This window comes from Salmonella sp. NW1250 (assembly GCF_051812965.1).
GTDB classification, from domain to species: domain Bacteria; phylum Pseudomonadota; class Gammaproteobacteria; order Enterobacterales; family Enterobacteriaceae; genus Salmonella; species Salmonella enterica.
Genome location: NZ_JAMNDD010000006.1, coordinates 180,726 through 199,759, shown reverse-complemented (window position 1 = coordinate 199,759; position 19,034 = coordinate 180,726). Strand labels below are relative to the sequence as shown.

Sequence of the window (19,034 nt, the reverse complement as noted above, 5' to 3'; positions counted from 1 at the left end):
ATAACGTCCGGCGCTTAGCGACGAACAGCGATCGCTTCAATCTCAATTTTCACGTCTTTCGGCAGACGGGCAACTTCCACGCAGGAACGCGCCGGGAAGGTGGCGTTGTGCTCGGTGAAGAAGGCTTCGTAGGTGGCGTTGACGGTCGCGAAATCGTTCAGGTCTTTCACGAATACGGTCGTTTTCACAATGTCGCCTACTTTCAGGCCAGCGGCTTCCACGATAGCTTTAACGTTTTCCAGCGACTGACGTGCCTGAGCGGATACGTCTTCCGCTACGGCACCGGTTTTCGGATCAACCGGGATCTGACCGGAAGTGATTACCATGCTACCCAGGTCAACGCCCTGTACGTATGGGCCGATTGCTGCTGGTGCATTTTCCGTCGCAATAGTTTTGCTCATGATTTCTCCTGAATTACAGCGGTAATAGAATGTCCCCGCTCATTATAGGGAGCCGGGATCTCATAACCAACCCAAATTAGTTGGCCAGCACCACATAATGCGAAAACTCTTTTTCACAGTATTTGCATTTGAGGGCGATATCATTGGCGCGTTTTTTCACTGCAAAGCTGGAGGATACTGGTTCCGCGTGGCTGATGCAGTTGCTGTTCGGGCAAACCAGCACATTATTAATACGCTCTGGCAGGCTGGGGCGTGATTTCCCGACTACGTCGTAGTTGTCGATGCGGTTAACGGTGGCCTGCGGCGCGTACAGAGCAAGTTGGTTAACCTGCTCTTCGGTGAGAAAGGTGTTTTCTATTTTGATTAAGTCTTTACGCCCCATCTCGCCAGACGGGAGATTCAGACCGATAGTGATTCGCTGATCGGTCTCGGTCAATTTAAACAGACTCAGCAGTTTAAAGCCTACCTGCGCAGGGATATGGTCAATCACGGTGCCGCATTTAATGGCTTCAACCTGCAGTTTGTTATCGTGTGTCATCGCTTTTCTCCCTTACAGACTCAGTTCGCTATTCAGTACCAACGCCAGTAACGCCTGGCGAGCGAAAATACCGTTGCCCGCCTGTTGGAAGTACCAGGCGTGTGGCGTTTTATCCACATCCGTGGTGATTTCATCAATCCGCGGCAGCGGGTGCAGCACTTTCATATTTTCACGCGCGCCGTTCAGGTCGCTGGCGCGCAGAACAAACTGCGCCTTCACATTGGCGTACTCCGACGGGTCGAGACGCTCTTTCTGTACGCGAGTCATATAGAGGATGTCGACGTCGGCCATGACCTCTTCAATAGAACCATGCAGGCTCCAGGCCATCCCTTTTTCATCCAGCATATCCAGAATGTACTGCGGCATCGCCAGCGCGTCCGGCGCGATAAAATAAAAACGGTTGCCGCTAAATTTCGCCAGCGCCTGGGTTAGCGAATGCACGGTGCGGCCATATTTCAGATCGCCGACCATCGCGATATGCAGGTTATCCAGACGGCCCTGCGTTTCCTGGATGGTGAATAGATCCAACAGGGTCTGCGTCGGATGCTGGTTCGAACCGTCGCCCGCATTGAGCACCGGCACCTGACCGGAAAACTCCGTCGCCAGACGTGCCGCGCCTTCTTGCGGATGGCGCATCACAATCGCGTCCACGTAAGTGCTAATCACTGAGATCGTGTCGGCTAACGTTTCTCCTTTTTTCCCCAGCGACGTGTTGGCGCTGTCGGAGAAGCCCACTACGCTGGCGCCCAGGCGATGCATTGAAGTTTCAAACGACAGGCGGGTACGCGTGGAGGCTTCGAAAAAGCAGCTGGCGATCACTTTATGTTTCAATAGCTCCGGCTGCGGGTTGGCTTTTAATTTCGCCGCCGTCGCCAGTACCAGATTAAGATCGTCGCGGCTGAGGTCGTTTATGGAAATGATATGTTTTTGATATAGCGGGTTAGCCATGTTTATCTCCTGACGCCTGGGCAAAAAAAAGCCCCTCAATTGAGGGGCTTGGTATTGGTTTTCAACGGAAAGAAAAACGGCAGGCCTGCGTCCTTTTTCAGACGCGGTAAGACAGAATGTCGTACACACTGAACCATGCTTCCTCCCGGCAAATTGTCCGCGATTATACTCAGCTCTGTTTGGGGATCAAGCGATTAATGCATGATTTACTCATCGCAAACGGTTCTTATGAATTTAAATTCATTTTAAGTAAATAATTAATTTGTTTGTGTACCAGCGCCGTGCGCTGAACGACCCGTGGTGCGACCCAGACAATACTGCTACCGGCAACGACGCCGAGAATTTCCGGCAATGCGTGGTAATCCAGAATTCTTGCGACGGCGCGACCATAACCTGCTGCCGTATGGATAAGGATAAATTCGCTATTATGTTCAACGCTGACGACCATTTCGGCTATTGAACGTCCGGCATCCGGCGAAGGACGCCGCTGGGGATTTACGGAATAAATCTTTTGTCCCTTCGTATTTCTGATTTTTATTGCGCCCAGCAGCTTGAGCAGGCGCGAAACCGTAGACTGGCTGATACCTTCAAATCCCTCATTTTGTAAATCGCGGCGAATCTCCTCCTGGGACAGGTAACTTTTTTCACTAATCAGGCGCTGACAAACCGCCAGTTGCTGTTGTTCTTTGGCGGAGTAATCATCGTATTCCTTCATAAATGCACCTTATCTTTATTATTAATATCAACGGACTGGCGAAATTCATCACATTTGTCACATCGATTGCGGATCAATCGGGCGGTTTTGCAGGAAAATGAGAAGCCGATCAAAAAAGGTGACGGCGTGCCTGATGGCGCTGTGCTTATCAGTCCTGTCGGATAAGACGCGTCGCCATCTGGCTCGTTACATCATCGCTCCGATGCTCAGTACCGCCATGTTCAGCAATGTCAGGATCAGCAACAGCGGCGCGACCCATTTCAGATAGCGGACATAGGGAACCCGCGCGATCGCCAGACCGCCCATGACCACGGCGGAGGTGGGAGTAACCAGGTTCACAATCCCGGAGGCCGACTGGTAGGCGGTTACGACCAAATCCCGCTGTACGTGGGCAAAATCCGCTAACGGCGCCATAATGGGCATTGTCAATACGGCAAGACCGGAAGAGGAGGGCACCAGGAAGGAGAGCAATACTTCCAGCCAGTAGGTTACGTTTATGAAAATGGTGGTAGAGAGGCCGGAAACCAGATTTTCCGCGCTGTGCAAAATGGTGTGGGTAATCATACCGTTATCCATGACCACCACAATGCCGCGCGCGATACCAATAATTAGCGCCACGCCGAGTAAATCCCGCGCGCCGTCAATAAAGGTACTGGTGAACGCTTCCTCACCCATCCGCGTTATCACGCCAACGATAATCGCCGCCGCCAGAAAGACGCCGGAGATTTCCGCCATCCACCAGCCGAGAACCGCCACGCCGTAAATCATCACCGCGAAAGAGGCGGCGAAGATCAGCAGCACCCATTTCCGGGTAGCCGTAAACTCCAGCAGAGTATTGGCGCGATTGCCGAGGAAATGAGCGCGGTTTTCCTCCATTTTATCCGCCACGATAGAAAGCTCAGGATGGGCGCGGACTTTGCGCGCATAGCGCATTACCCAAAACACGCACAGTACGTAGCCGACAATTAACAGCAGTACGCGCATCAGCATTCCCTGAGTAAAAGGGATGCCGGCGGCGTTGGCGGCAATGACCGTGGCGAAAGGGTTAATGGTCGAACCGAGCGTGCCTATCCCCGCGCCGAGTAGTACGGTTGCCGCCGCCACTAACGGATCGAAGCGGGCCGCCATCATGACCGGCACCAGCAGCGTGTAGAAGGGCAACGACTCCTCCGCCATGCCATAGATAGTGCCGCCTGCGGCGAACAGCGCCATCAGAATGGGGATCATCCACTCATCTTTGCCGTTGAGTTTGACTGTTACCCGTTCAATACCGGCATCAATCGCCCCCGTTTTATTCACCACCCCCAGAAAGCCGCCGATAATCAAGACAAACAGCGCGACGTCAATGGCGCCGGCGGTGTAGGTTTCGTGGTTATAGAGGCCGTCAATCGGCGCCAGTAAAACAGCGGTAATCCCTTGCGGATGCGCGTCCACGGGGGCATACGTTCCCGCCACCGGCACCTCTTTTCCCAGCGTGGCGTTCATCGCCATTTGGTATTTTCCCGCCGGCACAATCCAGGTCATCACCGCGACCAGGGCAATAAGAATAAACAGGATGGTATAAGCGGTGGGAAATTTAAATTTACCCATGATGTTCTCTCCTGATATCACGGATATGCGCCGCGAGGGCGCATATCCTGTGGGATTAGTCGCCGAGCGTCGCCACCATGACCGCTTTGATGGTATGCATCCGGTTTTCCGCTTCATCGAAGACTATCGAGCCTGCGGACTCGAACACCTCTTCCGTGACCTCCAGTCCTTTCAGGCCGTAAGCCATTTCGATTTCGCGTCCCACTTTGGTGTGCTCGTTATGGAAGGCGGGCAGGCAGTGCATAAACTTCACATCAGGATTACCGGTAGCGTTTACCACCTGCTGGTTGACCTGATATGGCGTCATCAGACTGACGCGCTCCGCCCAGGCTTCTTTGGGCTCTCCCATCGAGACCCAGACGTCGGTATAGAGGAAATCCACACCGTGAACGCCATCTTCAACGCTCTCCGTTAAGGTGATACGAGCGCCGGTAACGCTGGCGATTTCCCGGCACTGCGCGACCAGCGCGGCATCAGGCCAGAAGGACTTTGGCGCTATCAGGCGGATATCCATGCCCATCTTCGCCGCGCCCACCATCAGCGAGTTGCCCATGTTGTTGCGCGCGTCGCCCAGGTAGGCGAAGCTCAGTTCCGGCAGCGTTTTACCCGGCGCGTGTTCCAGCATGGTCATCAGATCGGCCAGGATCTGTGTGGGGTGAAATTCATCGGTCAGGCCGTTCCAGACGGGAACGCCCGCGTATTCCCCTAGTTCTTCCACAATGTGTTGACCAAAACCGCGATATTCGATGCCGTCATACATCCGCCCCAGGACGCGAGCAGTATCTTTCATGGACTCTTTATGGCCGATCTGCGAGCCGCTTGGGCCGAGATAAGTCACCTGCGCGCCCTGGTCGAACGCGGCGACTTCAAACGCGCATCGGGTGCGGGTAGAGGTTTTTTCAAAAATCAGCGCGATATTTTTGCCGATCAGTGTTTGCTTTTCGCATCCGGCTTTTTTGGCGGCTTTCAGCTCAATAGCCAGATCGATGAGGTGTTGGATTTCCGCCGGGGTGTAGTCAAGCAGCTTCAAAAAGTTACGATTTTTCAGTGAAATAACCATTACAATATCCTTGTTAAAATGAATTGCCTGATGGCGCTGCGCTTATCCGGCCCACGGTTATGCGCGCTCTGTAGGCCGAATAAGGCGGAAGCCGCCATCCGGTAAAAAGCCTTATGCGTCAACGTCGGCGGTTTCACACCGAATCAAAGTACCTTTCTCGCCCGCGAGAATGGCTTGCCCATCCGCCAGCGAGCCGATTCCGGCAATGCCGCGGCAATGGCTGACAAACTCAGCGCAGGCGGTCACTTTCGGGCCCATCGAACCGGCGTCGAACTGCATTTCACGAAGCAGCTCCGGCGTAACCTGCGCCAGCGGGCGTTGGGTGGGCTTGCCCCAGTCGAGATACACCGCGTCGGCATCGGTCAGAATGAGCAGCGCGTCGGCGTGAATTTGGCTGGCAAGCAGGGCGGCGGACAGATCTTTGTCGATCACCGCCTCGATACCGTGGTAGCCATCGGCTTTTTCCACGACCGGCACGCCGCCGCCGCCGTTACAGATAACCAGGTGATCGCGGCTAATCAGCGCGCGGATGGCATCGTTTTCCACAATGCGTTTCGGCTGCGGGGAGGGCACAACGCGGCGGAAGGCGTTACCGTCGGCTTTGAATACCCAGCCCTTTTCTGCCTGTAACGCACGGGCCTGCGCTTCGTCGTAAATCGGTCCGATATATTTGGTTGGATTGAGGAATGCCGGGTCGTTGGCATCGACTTCGACCTGGGTGAGCAGGACGCTGATTTCACGCTCCGGCAGATGATTCTTCAGCGCCTGTTGCAGCATGTAGCCAATCATGCCCTGGCTTTCCGCACCGAGAATATCGAGCGGGTAGGGCGTAACGTTAGCGTAGGCGCTATTTTGTAGCGCCAGCAGTCCTACCTGTGGGCCATTGCCGTGCACCAACACCACGCGCCATTGCCGGGTAAGCTGGGCGATGGTTCTGGCCGCCAGTTCGATATTTTTACGCTGAATATCAGCCTCCAGCGGTTCGCCGCGTTTGAGCAGCGCATTGCCGCCCAGCGCGACGACCAGTGTGCGTTTGTTTTCCATAACGTCTCCTTTAAATACCATCGCGTTCCAGTGGACAGCTCATGCAGCGTGCGCCCCCGCGCCCGCGACCCAGTTCATCGCCGGGAATGGGAAGGACGGTAATGCCGGCTTTGTCGTATTTTTCGTTGGTCCAGATGTTGCGCTCATAGCCCACCACCACGCCGGGACGCAGGGTGAGCACGTTATTGGCGTCATTCCACTGTTCGCGCTCAGCTTCAAATGCGTCGCCGCCAGTGGTGATTAAGCGCACCTGATCGATGCCAAGCGCTGTTTCAAGAGCATGAACCAGCGTGCTCTCCTGGGTTCGTTTCAGACCGCCGCGTCCGTTTGGCGTCAGCGTCCAGCACTGAACGTCCGGGCGAACGACTTCCGGATAGACGGAGAAGGTGTCGATATCAATGTGGGTCATGACGGTGTCAAGGTGCATACAGGAGCGATGTTTTGGCAGTTCAACGGCAATGACGCGTTCCGCCTGACGATGTTTAAACAATGCCTGCGCCAGGAACTCGACGCCCTGCGGCGTAGTACGTTCAGACATACCGATCAACACCGCACCGCGGCCAATCACCAGCACATCGCCGCCCTCTAAAGTGGCGTGGTCGTAATTAATGTCCTCGTCGCCGAAATATTTAATGAAATCACCGCCTGCGAATTGAGGATGCCAGCGATAAATAGCACGTAAATTATTCGTTTCACGTTGGCGTGCAGGTTTCGCCATGGGGTTAATTGAGACGCCGTTATATATCCAGCAGGACGTGTCACGGGTAAATAGGTGATTCGGTAATGGCTTCATAATAAAGTCATTAATATCGTGAGTATCGACCACCATATTTTTTATGGAGGCGGGGATTTCGCCGTAAGTTAAACCGCCGCTTAAATGGCGAGCCAGTTCACGGTGCGGCATATCCGCCAGCCAGGCGCGAATATCTGCGGCAAAGGTGGGCCCAAGGCGATAATCGGAAATTTGCGTGTCCAGTAGCCAGGCTTTAGCGTCAGCCACATCCAGCGTTTGGGTGAGCAGGTCGGTTAACAGCAACACTTCTATCCCTTGCTGGCGCAGCGTGTTGGCAAAAATGTCATGCTCTTCGCCAGCGCGCTCTACGGATAATACATCGTCAAAAAGTAATTCCTGACAATTTGAAGGGGTAAGTCTTTTTAGGCTGAGATTGGGCCGATGCAACATTACGCTGCGTAATTGACCGATTTCAGAACCGACAAAATGCTTTTCCATCATTATACCTTTTACATAATTTCAAGAATAAAGAAGGAGTGGCTGCAAATATTTAGCGTGCTTGCAGTCGCGGCGTTTCAGTTAAATTCGGGAGCAATGATTGAATTTTATTTGGGTTGTTAATGTGATGAGATTCACATCAATCAAGGAGTGCTATTTTTCTTACTTAATATATGAGCCGGGTCAGATAAATTCAAAAAACAATAAGGCATTAAATGAATTACTACGCAGCTATATGGTTTGTTATTTTTTTATTGTTAATTATTTGTTTGCTGTATTGAATGATGTTTAAATCTTAAATCATTGAAAATAAAGTGATTATTTTTAATGGTTGCATAACTATGCGTGAGGGGGATTTTATTATCGGGGATATTTAAATAATTTAAAAATAACTATGGATAGAGAAGTCATTTATGCAGGGAGAGCGAATTGTGATCGCTAAAACGTTTTTATGTTAACGCCTTTAATATCAAAGCGTTGTTAGTGGTGGCAATTTGGCGCCGCTGGGGTTTATGCATAGGTGCTGCATAAAGTTGGGTGAACTATTAACAATATATAAACACCGCTGGCGATAAACATGCGCTGGCGCAAAATCGATGAGAGTAAGGGTAGTATGGCAGCCATTTTTCTCGTATAAAGAGAAAAATAAAACGCTGTTTTAACTAAGGGGATGCGATGATTGTTGGCAATATTGAATATCTGGAGGCCTGGCTGCCGACGGCGTTACGGCAGGCGATTGAGCACGTCAATGCGCATGTCACGGCAACGACCGCGCCAGGTAAGTATGACATTGACGGCGACAGGCTGTTTTATATGATTTCTGAAAATATGACGGAGCCGGGCGAATCGCGCAGCGCAGAGTATCACGCCCGTTATCTTGATATTCAGATTGTGCTACAAGGTCAGGAAGGGATGGCATTCAGTACCCGGCCTGCGGGAACGCCGCACACGGACTGGCTGGCGGATAAAGACATTGCATTTTTACCGACGAGCGTCGACGAGAAAACCGTCGTCCTGAACGAAGGCGACTTTGTGGTGTTTTATCCCGGCGAAGTGCATAAGCCCCTGTGCGCGGTGGGAGAATCGGCGCGGGTACGTAAAGCGGTTGTGAAAATGCTGATGGCGTAATATTTTGTGCCGGATGGCGGCGCCTGCACGTTGCGATCTTGTAGGCCAACCGCCATCCGGCATCATCACGACATTATTTAGACAGCGTCGCTACCATTACTGCTTTGATGGTATGCATTCGGTTTTCCGCTTCATCAAAGACAATGCTGGCCGCAGACTCAAAAACCTCGTCGGTCACTTCCATCCCGCCATGTAAACCGTACTCTTCGGCCATTTTTTTGCCGAGCGTGGTTTCGTCATCATGGAACGCAGGCAGACAATGCAGGAACTTAACCTGCGGATTGCCGGTTAACGCCATCATCTGGCTGTTGACCTGATAATCACGCAGCAGGGCAATACGCTCCGCCCATTTCTCTTTGGGTTCGCCCATAGAGACCCAAACATCGGTATAGATAAAATCCGCGCCTTTTACGCCCGAGGCGATATCTTCGGTCAGGGTGATGGCGCCGCCGTTCTTTTTCGCCATGGCGCTGCACTCCGCCACTAACGCGGCTTGCGGCCAGCAGGCTTTTGGCGCGACCAGACGGAGATCCAATCCTGTTAACGCGGCGGCTTCCAGCATGGAGTTACCCATGTTATTACGCGCGTCTCCGGCATAGACCAACGTCATCTCGTTAAAGGCTTTACCCGGCAGATGTTCCTGCATGGTGAGCAGATCCGCCAGTAATTGCGTTGGGTGATACTCATCGGTTAAACCGTTCCATACCGGCACACCGGAATATTCAGCCAGCGTTTCGACGATCTCCTGGCCATATCCTCGATACTGAATACCGTCAAACATCCGGCCCAGGACGCGGGCAGTATCTTTGATGGACTCTTTATGGCCGATCTGGCTCCCGCTGGAACCCAGGTACGTCACGCGCGCCCCCTGATCGTATGCGGCAACTTCGAAAGAGCATCGTGTCCGGGTCGAGTCTTTTTCGAAGATGAGCGCAATATTCTTACCCACCAGCTTTTGTTCTTCTTTACCGTTTTTCTTATCGGCTTTCAGTTTGGCGGCAAGCTGCAACAGAGCAGCGAGCTCGCTGGCGGTGAAATCAAGTAACTTTAAAAAAGGTTTTTGGTAAAACGTAGACATACTTCCCTCACATGGCTTAGGCCTCTCATTGAATTAAAATTCACTTTATATGGATGATTATTCATTTGCAACCCTGTTTGATAAAACTTTTCTCGATAAGGTGGAGGCAACGTCGGCGGTATGTGACAATAAGAGTATCGGCAGGACATCTATGAGGAACGAGCTATGGCAAACCCGGAATTACTGGAAGAGCAGCGTGAAGAAACGCGGTTAATTATTGAAGAGTTACTTGAGGACGGCAGCGATCCGGATGCGCTGTACACTATCGAGCATCACCTTTCCGCTGACGATTTCGAAACGTTGGAAAAAGCCGCGGTAGAAGCCTTTAAACTCGGCTATGAAGTGACGGAGCCGGAAGAGCTGGAAGTGGAAGAGGGCGATACGGTTATTTGTTGCGACATCCTCAGCGAGTGCGCGTTGAACGCCGAACTCATCGACGCTCAGGTTGAGCAACTGATGAACCTGGCGGAAAAATATGATGTTGAATACGACGGCTGGGGAACCTATTTCGAAGACCCTAATGGCGAAGAGGGTGATGACGACGATTATGTCGATGAAGATGACGACGGCGTGCGTCACTAAAGCTGCATAGTATGACGGTACGGCAGCGTCTGCTGTCGTATTTTTTTAACAGGTTACGTATGAATTACCCGCAAATACTCTCTCCGGTGCTTAATTTCCTGCATTGCCCGACGCCGCAGGCGTGGATTGTCCAGGCCCGCGATCCGCAAAATCTTCCTCTTCTGCTTACCGATCACTTGATCTGCGAACTGAAGGCTGCGCAAACCGCGTTGCTGTTGGTGCGTAAATATGTCGCCGATAAATCGGGCGCCGACGCGCTGCTCGCCTGGCTGCAACCTTACGAGGCGTTCGCGTTTCGTCAGGGGCCGGAGCCGGATTTTGTTGCCCTGCATAAACAGATTAGCAAAAGCGCCATGCCGCAAACTGATGACCCCTGGGGACGTCAGCTTATCGACCGTATGGTGTTATTGATTAAAGAGGAGTTGCACCATTTTTGGCAGGTACGCGAGGTCATGCAGGCCAGAAACATTCCTTATGTGAAAATCACCGCCAGCCGCTACGCGAAAGGAATGTTGAAAGCGGTACGCACGCACGAACCGCTCACCTTAATTGATAAGCTGATTTGCGGGGCGTACATTGAAGCCCGCTCCTGCGAACGTTTTGCCGCTCTGGCGCCCTGGCTGGATGAGGATTTACAGACGTTTTATCTCTCGCTTCTGCGCTCCGAAGCGCGGCATTATCAGGATTACCTGGCGCTGGCGCAGCAGATTTCCGCCGAGGACATTTCTGCGCGCGTGCGCTATTTTGGCGACGTGGAAGCTGACCTTATCTTGTCGCCAGACCGCGAGTTTCGTTTTCATAGCGGCGTGCCAGTCGCCGGATAAAGGGTAAAATTAAAGATTAGCGTTTTTATCTTTTACGCTGTCGCCACCTGCGTGGTCATCCGCCCGGCATCAAACTGCTGGCGAGCAGGAAAAGTCATTTTCATGATATTCTGTCCTGAGTAAAGCCTGCCCTGCGGCAGGCAAAAAGAACTCACTCAGTGTTATATTCCCGAAAGGTGACCGTGAACAATGCCCTTTTTGCATCATCACTACGGGTTCTTGTGTTGAAATACTTACTGTTTCACGCCTTTTGACGCTTCAGAGCAGGTCTTGCCAACAAAGGTTTGTTTAATTTTGTTGATGGAGGTGGTTTTATTACCTCCTGCATCGACATCCGATTTCATGGTCATCGCAAATTCTGTATCGCTTATTTTCGTCGTTTCTACAATAGAGTGCGATTTGACATCAGGATTATTACAGACAGTCTCATTGATCAGTTTGGTATCCGTACTTTCTACAAATGTTGTCGTGCAACCGCCTGCACTGGTAGAAAAACCCTTCACCATTTTTTTAGAATCTTCAGACATTTTAGGGGTATAACACATAAGCGTCGCTATGCCCGAATTTTTTTCATCCATTAATACTTCTTTTGTATCTGGATTGATGGTGCGCATTTCTATATTTTCCATTTTCCATTCGCCGGGCTGTATATCTAATGCATATACATTAGAGATACTAATAAACATAGCGGGGAAAACAATTGCTGATAATAGGCGTTTCATTTATAACTTCCTTGAATAATAAGTGATTCCCGGATAACAGGATGTTTCCGGGATTACTTATATCAGCAAAAATAATACCTGGCGAGGATAAATAAACGCCTGGTTTTCAGAGATCCTTTAACATCCTCACTTCGCAATCGACATGTCCGGTGCAGCCGAGCGGTTCGCTAATATGTTCAAATCCTAAACGTTCGTATAGCGCAATCGCCTCGCGTAAAAAAGCCGTTGTTTCCAGATAGCAGCGTTTAAAACCCTGTTCACGGGCATGATCCAGAGCCATCAGCGCCAGCTTTTTCGCCAGCCCCTGACCACGAATCACCGGTAAAAAATACATTTTTTGCAGTTCACAAATGTCTGGTTCGCTACAGGATAACGGCGCCACGCCGCCGCCGCCCACCACACAACCGTTTTGCTCTACCACCCAGTAGGCCGCGCCCGGTTGGCTATAAACCTGATACAGTTCATCCAGATTGGGGTCGGCAACGGTATAACCTTTATCGGCGGTAAGTCCGTATTCCGCTGAAACCTGACGGATGACACGGGCAATAGCGGCATTGTCGGCGGTAGTGATTCGGCGCACCGTGAGCGTTGGCGAGGCGACATTATTCATAATATGGCTCAATTTTTAAAATTTATTTATAGATTACTTTAATACCACCGTCTTGAGTCACGCGCAAGGAGATCCTGAATCAGACAAAATAAAAGGCGGAAAAATTAAACAAAAATAGTATCGTAGTCAAATCAGTAACAATTTACTGGTTTTTATTATTAATTCTAATAGATTGTAATTCAGGGATATGATTCATGAATAACGTTATCAGTAGTAAAGATAACCATAATCACACGTTGGTGTTTACAGGCAAGGGCGGAAAGTATTTTGTTATTTGCCTTGTGAATTTCTTGTTGACGTGTATCACGTTGGGAATCTATGCGCCGTGGGCGATGGTGAAATGTCGACGTTATATTTATACTAATATGACGCTAAACAATCAGCCTTTTGCTTACAAAGCCACGGGCGGCGCATTATTTATTAGTGTGTTGTTAGTTTTTATTATTTATATTGTTAGCCTCTCTCTTATTGAGCACGGTCATCCCGGTCTCGGTTTTACGCTATTCGGCTTATTAATTGCGATTATTCCTTTTATGGCGGTGAAAGGATTATAGTATCAGGCGATGATGACTTCGCTTAATGGCGTACATTTTGGATTCCAGTGTTCCATGCGGCGCGCCTGGTGGTACATGTTCGCTCTCCCGGTACTCCTGATGGTGGCGCTTTATATTGTTCTTTATATTATCTCACTGGTAACCATCGCCGTCGGCGGTTTAGTGTTCAATATCGTTTTTCTCGGTTTGCTGGCTATTATTGGGATAGGGGTCATTAACGGTATTACCTACAGCAAATGGATGACCTTGTTTGGCAATGGCGCAAACTTTGGCATTCATCGTTTCTCGATTCAGGTTAATGTTAAAACGTGCATCAGAGGGTGCGTGTTGGCAATGTTGACCCTTTTCCCTTTTGCTGTCGTGATTGGTTATCTAATCGCGCCGGTGTTCACCGACATGATTCTTTTGAGTATGATGGGGAATGCGCAGGCAGGAGGGGCGCTTATTCTGCAATATTATGGCCAGATAATGGCATGTTATTTCCTCTATTTTCTCGCGATTATTGTGGTAACCAGTTACTTATATGTGGCGTTACGCAACCTGTTTTTAAACAATTTGTCACTGGCGAACGATTCGATTCGTTTTCATTCCTCTGTCACTGCACACGGTATGCTGTGGCGGTTACTGGTGGTGTTTGTGATTTCCGGCGTGACCTTAGGGCTGGCTTATCCGTGGTTGAAAATTTGGCTGGTGAGCTGGCTGGCGCAGAATACACAGGTCCAGGGCGATCTGGATTCGCTTGAGTTAACCAATGATGAGAAGCCGCTGGAAAACAGCCTGCTAATGTGGATTTCTCGTGGCATCATGCCTTACTTCCCGTTTATCTGATGTAAAAAGGCCGACGTTTACGTCGGCCCATAATTCATGTTGTCGGATGGCGGCGTGAATGCCTTATCCGGCCTACCGATCGCGCCATGTCAATAAGCGAACGTGTAGGCCTGGTAAGCGAAGCGCCATCAGGCTTTCAGATTACAGCGCGCTAATAACCGCCTGCTGCTCAATCAGCTTCGCTTTGGCTTCTGCGTAACCGTCCAGCTTCTCACGCTCTTTGGCAATCACCGCTTCCGGCGCACGGGCGACGAAACCTTCGTTGGACAGTTTGCCTTCGATACGGGCAATCTCGCCTTCGATTTTCGCCACTTCTTTCGCCAGACGCGCCAGCTCATCGTCTTTGTTGATGAGGCCTGCCATCGGGATCAGCAGTTCGGCGCCGTCGATGATTTTGGTCACGGAAACCGGGCCTTTGTCATCGGCTGGCAGCACGGTGATGCTTTCCAGACGCGCCAGGGTTTGCAGGAAGCTACGGTTGTCGTTAACACGACGAACGGCTTCTTCACTACAGCCGCGCAGCAGCAGTTCCAGCGGTTTGCCCGGGGCGATGTTCATTTCCGCACGAATGTTACGTACTGCGACGATCGCCTGCTTCAGCCACTCGGTATCGGCCAACGCGGCTTCATCCACCTGTGCGGCGTTATATTCCGGGAACGGCTGCAGCATGATGGTGTCGGCGGTAATGCCACAGATAACCTTCACGCGCTGCCAGATGGTTTCGGTAATGAACGGGATGATAGGATGCGCCAGGCGCAGCAGACCTTCCAGAACGGTGACCAGCGTATGGCGGGTGCCGCGCAGTTCGGCTTCGGTGCCACCGTTCATTACCGGCTTGGTCAGCTCCAGATACCAGTCACAGAACTGGTTCCAGGTGAACTCGTACAGAATGCCCGCGGCGATATCGAAGCGGAAGCTGTCTAGAGCGTCGCGGTAGGCTTTAACGGTCTGGTTGAACTCCGCCAGGATCCAGCGGTCCGCCAGCGACAGCGTCATTTCGCCGCCGTTGAAGCCGCAATCCTGCTCTTCGGTGTTCATCAGCACAAAGCGGCTGGCGTTCCACAGCTTGTTACAGAAGTTACGGTAACCTTCCAGACGCTTCATATCCCAGTTGATGTCGCGACCGGTCGAGGCCAGCGCCGCCAGGGTAAAGCGCAGGGCGTCGGTGCCGTGCGGCTCAATGCCGTTCGGGAACTGCTTCTCGGTACGCTTGCGAATTTTCTCCGCCATCTGCGGCTGCATCATATTGCCGGTGCGTTTTTCCAGCAGTTCCGGCAGAGAGATGCCGTCCACCATATCCAGCGGGTCGATAACGTTACCCTTGGATTTGGACATCTTCTGGCCTTCGTCGTCGCGAATCAGACCGGTCATATAGACGGTATGGAACGGCACCTGCGGCTTGCCGTTTTCATCTTTGATGAAGTGCATGGTCATCATGATCATGCGGGCAATCCAGAAGAAGATGATATCGAAGCCGGACACCATCACGCTGGTGGGGTGGAACTGACGCAGGGCGTCGGTGTTTTCCGGCCAGCCGAGGGTGGAGAAAGTCCACAGCGCGGAGGAGAACCAGGTATCGAGAACGTCTTCGTCCTGACGCAGCGCAACGTCGGCACCAAGGTTGTTTTCCTGACGCACTTCGTCTTCGGTACGGCCAACGTAGACGTTGCCGTCGTTGTCATACCATGCCGGGATACGGTGACCCCACCACAGCTGACGAGAGATACACCAGTCCTGGATATCACGCATCCAGGAGAAGTACATGTTTTCGTACTGCTTCGGCACGAACTGAATGTCGCCGTTTTCAACCGCTTCCACCGCCGGTTTCGCCAGCACGTCTGCACGCACATACCACTGGTCGGTTAGCATCGGTTCGATAACCACGCCGCCACGGTCGCCGTAAGGGACGGTCAGGTCGTGCGGTTTAATTTCTTCCAGCAGGCCCAGCGCGTCAACGGCAGCAACGACTGCTTTACGGGCAGCAAAGCGTTCCAGCTTCTGGAACTCAGCCGGAATCTCGCTGGAATAAACGTCAGACTCTTCACCTTTGGTATCGAACACTTCCGCGCTTTCGCGGATGTCGCCGTCAAAGGTCAGGATGTTGATCATCGGCAGGGCATGACGTTTCCCGACCTCATAGTCGTTAAAGTCGTGCGCCGGGGTGATCTTCACGCAGCCGGTGCCTTTTTCCATATCGGCATGTTCGTCGCCAACGATTGGAATGCGGCGGTTAACCAGCGGCAGAATAACGAATTTGCCAATCAGATCTTTATAACGCGGATCTTCCGGGTTCACGGCCACGCCGGTATCGCCCAGTACGGTTTCCGGACGGGTGGTGGCGACGACCAGGTAATCTTTACCGTCTGCGGTTTTCGCGCCATCGGCCAGCGGATAGCGGATGTGCCACATCGAGCCTTTGGACTCGCGGTTTTCCACTTCCAGGTCAGAGATGGCGGTACGCAGTTTCGGGTCCCAGTTCACCAGGCGTTTGCCACGGTAAATCAGGTCTTCTTTGTACAGGCGGACAAAGACTTCTTTCACGGCATTGGAAAGACCTTCGTCCATGGTGAAGCGCTCGCGCTCCCAGTCAACGGAGTTGCCGAGACGGCGCATCTGACGGGTAATGGTGCCGCCGGATTCTGCTTTCCACTGCCAGATTTTGTCGATAAACGCATCGCGGCCGTAGTCGTGACGGGTTTTACCTTCTTCAGCGGCAATCTTGCGCTCAACCACCATCTGGGTCGCGATCCCGGCGTGGTCGGTGCCGACCTGCCACAGGGTGTTTTTACCCTGCATACGCTGGTAACGGATCATGGTATCCATGATGGTTTGCTGGAAAGCATGTCCCATATGCAAACTGCCGGTGACGTTCGGCGGCGGGATCATGATGCAGAAGGACTCTTTGCTTTCGTCGCCGTTAGGCTTGAAATAGCCCTGCTTTTCCCAGTGCTCGTAAAGCGGCTGTTCGATATCTTGGGGGTTATATGTCTTTTCCATTATTTCCAGGTTGCCGTATTCAGGTTAAAACCAGCCACGCGGTAGGCTTTGTAGCGTTCGCGCGCCAGTTGTTTCAAAGTTTCTTCGTAAGGGACGAAGTCTACCACTTCTGTGAAAGCGGTGGCAAAATCTGCAAAGCTTGTACGCAGGCTGATTAAAATATCGCGCGGGCTGCTGTTGCGTTTTTGCGGCCAGGCGATTTCAACCGGCGCGCCGCCGCGTGGGCCTTCGCCTGCCAGATTGTGCGGGACAAAACTTTCCGCCGGTCTCGCCCACAGCGCTTCATCCAGCCGAATGGCCTGCTTCTCATCTTCGCAGGCGATCAGCACGCGCTTGCCGGCGCGCCAACGTTCTGCGGCAATTTCACACACCAGTTGTTCAACGGCGCTTAAACCGTTGACGGTAGTGTCATTATCCAGAAGATAGAACGTCGCATTCTTCATATATGGGGCTTCTTGTGGTGGATTTAAATGCGTTGCCATGATGCCTCCCGTAGGCCGGATAAGCGCAGCGCCATCCGGCAAAACGCCTGATGGCGGCGCTAATGCGCCTTATCAGGCCTACGGGGTAATCTCAAACTTACTCTTCGCCGTTAAAGCCCGCACGATTGAGCAGGAACTGCGACAGCAGCGCTACCGGACGACCCGTCGCGCCTTTCGCTTTGCCGGAGCGCCAGGCGGTACCGGCGATATCCAGGTGCGCCCAGTTATACTTACGGGTAAAGCGCGACAGGAAGCAGCCCGCGGTGATAGCGCCGCCAGGACGACCACCAATATTCGCCATATCCGCAAAGTTGGACTCCAGTTGTTCCTGGAACTCATCGCCCAGCGGCAGACGCCACGCGCGGTCGCCCGCTTGCTCGGACGCGCCGATCAGTTCATGCGCCAGCGGGTTATGGTTCGACATCAGACCGGTAATGTGATGGCCCAGCGCAATCACGCAGGCGCCGGTTAGCGTCGCGACGTCAATGACGGCTTCCGGTTCGAAGCGCTCAACGTAGGTCAGCACGTCGCACAGTACCAGACGGCCTTCAGCATCGGTATTCAGCACTTCAACCGTCTGACCGGACATGGTGGTCAGTACGTCGCCCGGACGATACGCGCGTCCGCCCGGCATGTTTTCACAGCCCGCCAGTACGCCGATAACGTTAATCGGAAGCTGAAGCTCGGCGACCATACGCATCACGCCGTAAACCGCCGCCGCGCCGCACATGTCGTACTTCATCTCGTCCATCCCTTCAGATGGCTTGATGGAGATGCCGCCGGAGTCGAAGGTCAGGCCTTTACCCACCAGCACGATCGGGCGCGCGTCTTCGGATGGATTGCCCTTGTACTCAATCACCGACATCAGCGATTCATTCTGCGAACCGTGGCCGACCGCCAGATAAGCGTTCATACCCAGTTCGCGCATTTGCTGTTCGCCGATGACGCGGGTGATGACATTTTTGCTGTAGCAGTCAGCCAACTGGCGCGCCTGTGACGCCAGGTAGGCGGCGTTACAGATATTGGGCGGCATGTTGCCGAGATCTTTCGCTGCCTTAATCCCGGCGGCGATGGCCAGACCGTGTTGAATGGCGCGTTCGCCGCTGGTGAGCTCACGGCGGGTCGGCACATTAAAGACCATCTTACGTAGCGGGCGGCGCGGCTCGCTCTTGTTGGTCTTGAGTTGATCAAAGCTATAAAGCGTCTCTTTGGCCGTTTCGACGGCCTGACGCACTTTCCAGTAGTTGTTGCGGCCTTTGACGTGCAGTTCGGTCAGGAAACAGACGGCTTCCATCGAACCGGTATCATTCAGAGTATTTATCGTTTTCTGAATAACCTGCTTATACTGACGTTCATCAAGCTCGCGCTCTTTGCCGCAACCAATGAGGAGGATTCGCTCGGAAAGAACGTTAGGAACATGGTGCAGCAACAGAGTCTGCCCCGGTTTTCCTTCCAGTTCGCCGCGACGCAGCAATGCGCTGATGTATCCGTCGCTAATTTTGTCGAGCTGTTCTGCAATCGGAGAAAGGCGACGCGGTTCAAAGACGCCCACGACAATGCAGGCACTCCGCTGTTTCTCCGGGCTACCGCTTTTTACACTGAACTCCATGCACTATGCTCCTGAATCTTAAAGACAACAGTGGTGGCTACAGCTATACTCGTCGTCTTTCAAGTTGCAGATGCGTTGGCTGCGCCTGCTCAC

20 protein-coding genes and 1 pseudogene are annotated in these 19,034 nt (G+C 52.4%); 5 read left to right on the top strand and 16 right to left on the bottom strand.

The genetic code is table 11. The features are described 5' to 3' along the window. Positions 1-14 precede the first annotated feature (14 nt). The 4 genes from ridA to pyrL form a co-directional block, all read right to left on the bottom strand. Complete coding sequence (gene ridA / locus NBA72_RS12845) at positions 15-401, bottom strand: 2-iminobutanoate/2-iminopropanoate deaminase (RefSeq protein ID WP_000047544.1); 387 nt, start codon at positions 399-401, stop codon at positions 15-17. A gap of 76 nt (positions 402-477) precedes the next feature. Beyond that, a complete protein-coding gene (gene pyrI, locus NBA72_RS12840; protein ID WP_000148570.1) occupies positions 478-939 on the bottom strand; it encodes an aspartate carbamoyltransferase regulatory subunit in 462 nt (153 codons plus the stop codon). Positions 940-951: 12 nt separating this feature from the next. Then, on the bottom strand, positions 952-1,887 hold the full coding sequence (gene pyrB, locus NBA72_RS12835) for an aspartate carbamoyltransferase (protein ID WP_000013055.1): 936 nt from the start codon (positions 1,885-1,887) through the stop codon (positions 952-954). Between the two features lie 35 nt (positions 1,888-1,922). After that, positions 1,923-2,024, bottom strand: coding sequence for a pyr operon leader peptide (gene pyrL, locus NBA72_RS12830; RefSeq protein WP_000249504.1), 102 nt, complete (start codon positions 2,022-2,024; stop codon positions 1,923-1,925). Between pyrL and NBA72_RS12825 the strand changes: the two genes are divergently transcribed. Then, positions 2,004-2,144, top strand: a complete 141-nt coding sequence (locus NBA72_RS12825) for a hypothetical protein (protein ID WP_001518160.1) — start codon at positions 2,004-2,006, stop codon at positions 2,142-2,144. The genes pyrL and NBA72_RS12825 overlap by 21 nt on opposite strands. Here the strand turns inward: NBA72_RS12825 and NBA72_RS12820 are convergent. The 5 genes from NBA72_RS12820 to arcA all read right to left on the bottom strand — a co-directional run bounded on the left by NBA72_RS12820 (position 2,114) and on the right by arcA (position 7,527). Next, positions 2,114-2,602: an arginine repressor gene (locus NBA72_RS12820; protein ID WP_000666051.1), complete on the bottom strand. Its 489-nt coding sequence runs from the start codon at positions 2,600-2,602 to the stop codon at positions 2,114-2,116. The genes NBA72_RS12825 and NBA72_RS12820 overlap by 31 nt on opposite strands. Positions 2,603-2,788: 186 nt before the next feature. Further along, positions 2,789-4,192, bottom strand: coding sequence for a YfcC family protein (locus tag NBA72_RS12815; protein ID WP_000514434.1), 1,404 nt, complete (start codon positions 4,190-4,192; stop codon positions 2,789-2,791). Between the two features lie 55 nt (positions 4,193-4,247). Beyond that, entirely contained in the window at positions 4,248-5,252 is a 1,005-nt protein-coding gene (argF, locus tag NBA72_RS12810; RefSeq protein WP_000237031.1) for an ornithine carbamoyltransferase, read from the bottom strand. A 111-nt stretch (positions 5,253-5,363) separates the two neighbouring features. Next, positions 5,364-6,296: a carbamate kinase gene (gene arcC / locus NBA72_RS12805; protein WP_000428751.1), complete on the bottom strand. Its 933-nt coding sequence runs from the start codon at positions 6,294-6,296 to the stop codon at positions 5,364-5,366. Between the two features lie 10 nt (positions 6,297-6,306). Continuing rightward, positions 6,307-7,527 carry an arginine deiminase gene (arcA, locus tag NBA72_RS12800; protein ID WP_024156568.1) on the bottom strand — a complete coding sequence of 407 codons (1,221 nt, stop codon included), beginning with the start codon at positions 7,525-7,527 and terminating at the stop codon, positions 6,307-6,309. Between the two features lie 675 nt (positions 7,528-8,202). Here arcA and NBA72_RS12795 point away from each other — a divergent pair. After that, positions 8,203-8,655 (top strand): YhcH/YjgK/YiaL family protein, encoded by a 453-nt coding sequence (locus tag NBA72_RS12795; protein WP_042947828.1) that lies wholly within the window; start codon positions 8,203-8,205, stop codon positions 8,653-8,655. Between the two features lie 73 nt (positions 8,656-8,728). On the opposite strand, the gene argF (NBA72_RS12790) is transcribed toward NBA72_RS12795, so the two are convergent. After that, the gene (argF, locus tag NBA72_RS12790) at positions 8,729-9,733 is read right to left on the bottom strand and encodes an ornithine carbamoyltransferase (RefSeq protein ID WP_042947826.1); all 1,005 of its coding nucleotides are present in this window, start codon (positions 9,731-9,733) and stop codon (positions 8,729-8,731) included. Then, a complete protein-coding gene (gene argL / locus NBA72_RS12785; protein WP_223148976.1) occupies positions 9,703-9,798 on the bottom strand; it encodes a putative translational regulatory protein ArgL in 96 nt (31 codons plus the stop codon). The genes argF (NBA72_RS12790) and argL overlap by 31 nt, the downstream gene beginning before the upstream one ends. Positions 9,799-9,898: 100 nt before the next feature. Between argL and rraB the strand changes: the two genes are divergently transcribed. Both rraB and miaE read left to right on the top strand, forming a co-directional pair. Further along, entirely contained in the window at positions 9,899-10,315 is a 417-nt protein-coding gene (rraB, locus tag NBA72_RS12780; protein WP_000002940.1) for a ribonuclease E inhibitor RraB, read from the top strand. 11 nt (positions 10,316-10,326) lie between these two features. Further along, positions 10,327-11,139, top strand: a complete 813-nt coding sequence (gene miaE / locus NBA72_RS12775; RefSeq protein WP_001661908.1) for a tRNA isopentenyl-2-thiomethyl-A-37 hydroxylase MiaE — start codon at positions 10,327-10,329, stop codon at positions 11,137-11,139. A gap of 233 nt (positions 11,140-11,372) precedes the next feature. Here miaE and NBA72_RS12770 read toward each other — a convergent pair whose 3' ends face one another. Both NBA72_RS12770 and NBA72_RS12765 read right to left on the bottom strand, forming a co-directional pair. Next, complete coding sequence (locus tag NBA72_RS12770) at positions 11,373-11,861, bottom strand: DUF3617 domain-containing protein (RefSeq protein ID WP_000826193.1); 489 nt, start codon at positions 11,859-11,861, stop codon at positions 11,373-11,375. Positions 11,862-11,967: 106 nt separating this feature from the next. Continuing rightward, a complete protein-coding gene (locus NBA72_RS12765) occupies positions 11,968-12,471 on the bottom strand; it encodes a GNAT family N-acetyltransferase (protein WP_001519079.1) in 504 nt (167 codons plus the stop codon). Positions 12,472-12,665: 194 nt separating this feature from the next. Between NBA72_RS12765 and NBA72_RS12760 the strand changes: the two are divergent. Beyond that, positions 12,666-13,853, top strand: a pseudogene (locus NBA72_RS12760) (YjgN family protein). A 141-nt stretch (positions 13,854-13,994) separates the two neighbouring features. Here NBA72_RS12760 and NBA72_RS12755 read toward each other — a convergent pair. From NBA72_RS12755 to pepA, 3 genes are all read right to left on the bottom strand, one after another. Further along, a complete protein-coding gene (locus NBA72_RS12755) occupies positions 13,995-16,850 on the bottom strand; it encodes a valine--tRNA ligase (RefSeq protein WP_042947821.1) in 2,856 nt (951 codons plus the stop codon). Next, positions 16,850-17,293: a DNA polymerase III subunit chi gene (gene holC / locus NBA72_RS12750; protein ID WP_001523689.1), complete on the bottom strand. Its 444-nt coding sequence runs from the start codon at positions 17,291-17,293 to the stop codon at positions 16,850-16,852. The genes NBA72_RS12755 and holC overlap by 1 nt, the downstream gene beginning before the upstream one ends. Positions 17,294-17,429: 136 nt before the next feature. Further along, on the bottom strand, positions 17,430-18,941 hold the full coding sequence (gene pepA, locus NBA72_RS12745) for a leucyl aminopeptidase (protein ID WP_001727701.1): 1,512 nt from the start codon (positions 18,939-18,941) through the stop codon (positions 17,430-17,432). Between the last annotated feature and the right edge of the window lie 93 nt (positions 18,942-19,034).